Below are 3,061 nucleotides of genomic sequence, written 5' to 3'. Positions count from 1 at the left end.
TGTGATAGTCCTGAGTTTGGTGTTTCTTATGTCAGATAACGAGAGGCAGACATCGAATAACAGACAAATTCCAATAGCCAAAACCCAAGTCACAATTAAATCACAATACCCAAATTCAAAATTCCAAACTTTATTATCAGGAAAAATGGCATTAAAATAATGGATTTTTGGTTTTTGTTTGAGATTTAGAATTTTGTAATTTATTTGGAATTTGATGTTTGAAATTTGTTATTTAACTTCATTGCTATGTTGTGGATAACCTGGCGTTACCAGACAACCCGATGCTCAGAGTAACTTTGTAGGTATCTTACCAATATGGGAATCAGAAGACGGTTATACTTTGCGGCGGCCATACTTGTCGGGACCATACTGATGGGAAGTACTGGCTACTATATTCTCTTCGAGGGCAATTCCAGCTACCTCGACTGCCTGTACATGACCGTCATTTCCCTGACCACCGTGGGCTATGGCGAAGTGTTGGGAATTACCGGAAACCCCCGCGCCCAGATCTTTACCATGCTGCTGATCACCTTCGGCATGGGCATCATCCTTTACAGCATCAGTACGCTGACGGCCATGCTGATCGAAGGTGAATTGACCGGCATGCTCAGGAGAAGAAAAATGGAAAACAGGATAAAGGCCCTGTCCGGCCATTACATCGTCTGCGGCGGTGGGGAGACCGGCTTTCCCCTGGCGGTCGAACTGGTGACCAGCAAAGCCAGCGTGGTCCTGATCGAGCAGGAGCGTGACGTCATCGAGGGGTCTAACCAGGTCAAGGGCCTCTACCATGTTCACGGTGACGCCACCGACGACAAGAACCTGATCGCCGCCGGAATCGAGCGGGCCACCGGCATCACCATCTGTCTGCCGTCGGACCACGACAACCTCTACATCACCATGACCGCTCGCATGCTCAACCCCACGGCGCGAATTATCAGCCGCATGACCAACAGTCGGCTCAAACCCAAACTGCTCAAGGCCGGCGCCACCTCAGTGGTCTCCCCCAACGCCATCGGTGCCCTGCGCATGGCTTCCGAGATGATCCGGCCGGCCGCCGTAGAATTTATGGACAACATGCTCAGAAGCGAGCGGGGAGAGCTGCGCATCCACCAGATTGCCGTTACCGGCAACTCCCCACTGGCTGGGAAAACGATCATGAAATCTGGTCTCAGAGACCAGTTCAACCTGCTGCTGCTGGGCGTGCGGCGGAAAAATGACGAGTTCGAATTCAGGCCGCCGTCATCCTTTGTCCTGGAAGCGGGGATGACCCTGATCGTCATGGGGGATATCGAGAATATCGACCTGGCCCGGGCGGCCTTGTGATCGGCGTTTGATCCGAACGTCGATTCGAGGTGGGGACCCCCGCTATATGGCGTTGCTCACTTCGGTCACAAATCTCCCTGCGATGCACACCGCGGACATGGCCGCCACGCATTCGATGAGTTCGGGCAGGGAGGTCTGGCGGTTGAAGTCGCCCAGGTGGGGGCCGCTGGGGATGAGAATATCCTCCTCCCCCCGTATCAATCCTTCCAATAGATCATCTTCATATCCCCGCTGCCTCAAGAAATCCAGAAACGCAGCATCCGTCATATGGGCTTGATCGACGCGGCGCAGCAGTTCGGTCATGTGGCGGTCCACGCCCATCTCCTCGACCATTCGCGGGACGAGTCGATCCAGGTCTACTGGCAGCGCCGGGGATGCCGATGTTCCGGTAAACCCGGCAAAGTAGCATTCGAATACGTCCAGGATCATCGCCTGTAAAAGCTGTCGGTCGAAGAGATCTCTCGCATCAACCGGCTGTCCGTTCTCATCCAACCCCATTTTTGTTTTATCCCGGCAGCGAAAATGGCTGCCGGCCACCAGCAGCAGGCTCAAAAAATGGCTGCCGATATGCCGGTAAAGGTTTCGGCCGCGGCCGCAAAAGGTTTCCAGGTGTTCGAAGTCCCGCAGCCCGGACAGCCCCAGGTTGGGGAATGCGCAGGAATTCAGCCACTGGTCCAACCGTCCCGAACGAAACCACTGATAGCGTCCCTGATCGTCACGGCGCAACCGCTGGGTGCGGTTATGAAACAGCGGGATCGGCGCATCGTGGATCACGCCTTTGGTCGTCAGCCAGCCCAGCAGGTAGGCGTTGCGGCCGAGCATCTCCCGTGCGTTTTTTCCATCGACCCGGTGATCATTGGGGTATACGAAATAGTCTTGGTGGGCGATAAAGGCGATGGCCAGGCCATCGGGATGCATCTGGAAGTTGTCGGGCGGAGCAAGCGGAATGTGGTTGATTCGAAATACCCGCTGACGCTCAACCTGCAGGGGCCTGGGGATGTGGAACCGGCAGCCAGCGGCATAATCCGGTTGCTTCAGCCTTTCCATCCAGCGGACCTCTTTCTGTAGACCTACTGCCGTGTCTCCCTTTTTAGCCAGTTTGGCTACCAGCAGTTGGTTCTTGCCAGATATGTCCACCACCAGGCTTCTGCCGATGTATCGGGGGGTGCCGGTTTTCGTCAGCCCGTTTATCGAAAGCAGCCGCGTCCAGGAGATCCTCGGCGCAGATGCACTGCGGCCGATACTCAGCCGCTGTCCGATGATGTTGACCGGCAGGCTTCCCAGCGCCTCGGCCACGCCACGGTGGGCGCTGCCGTCCGTTTTAAGGAGCAGGCCATTAAGGCAGGCCAGTGCCTTCGCTCCCAGCCCGTTACAGCCGGGTATGGTTGCCATATCGGTCATTACCGATGCGGCTTCGCGGAAGAGAAAATAGGCCTGCCGCACCCTGCCAAAGGCGCTGGATAGCAGGAGTTGTTCCACTGAGAAGATGGTCTGACTGTCGAGAACACCCGGGTGCTTTTGCGCCAGCCGGCGAAGGTCGGCGACGGCATGGTACTTGGCGATGAAATCAAAGCGGGGCTCGACCAGGGCGGTTTCGGCTTGGTTTTTCAAGGTGTGGGGATAGGTGCTCATGGGTTCCGATTGTAAGCCGGGAAAGATATCGGAGGTCAGTTGTCGGTTGCCAGTTTCCGGTTATCGCAGGTTGAAGGCTGATCAGGATCGTAGATCGGTTCCAGCC

At 55.7% G+C, this 3,061-nt stretch carries 2 protein-coding genes; one reads left to right on the top strand and one right to left on the bottom strand.

Annotated features, from left to right (window positions below; genetic code table 11):
* The first annotated feature begins 315 nt into the window (after positions 1-315).
* Positions 316-1,323 carry a potassium channel protein gene (locus QNK41_RS20625; protein ID WP_319261004.1) on the top strand — a complete coding sequence of 336 codons (1,008 nt, stop codon included), beginning with the start codon at positions 316-318 and terminating at the stop codon, positions 1,321-1,323.
* A 42-nt stretch (positions 1,324-1,365) separates the two neighbouring features.
* Here QNK41_RS20625 and QNK41_RS20620 read toward each other — a convergent pair whose 3' ends face one another.
* Positions 1,366-2,955, bottom strand: a complete 1,590-nt coding sequence (locus QNK41_RS20620) for a SidJ-related pseudokinase (protein ID WP_319261002.1) — start codon at positions 2,953-2,955, stop codon at positions 1,366-1,368.
* Positions 2,956-3,061: the final 106 nt, after the last annotated feature.

The organism is Desulfosarcina sp. (genome assembly GCF_033791525.1).
Taxonomy (GTDB): domain Bacteria; phylum Desulfobacterota; class Desulfobacteria; order Desulfobacterales; family Desulfosarcinaceae; genus Desulfosarcina.
The sequence above is the reverse complement of the archived record's forward strand: the minus strand, read 5'-3'. Positions and strand labels throughout refer to the sequence as shown.

Excerpts from the sequence above, each read along its gene's own strand:
- QNK41_RS20625 (WP_319261004.1), top strand. The coding sequence starts at position 316 with ATGGGAATCAGAAGACGGTTATACTTTGCGGCGGCCATACTTGTCGGG.
- QNK41_RS20620 (WP_319261002.1), bottom strand. The coding sequence starts at position 2,955 with ATGAGCACCTATCCCCACACCTTGAAAAACCAAGCCGAAACCGCCCTG.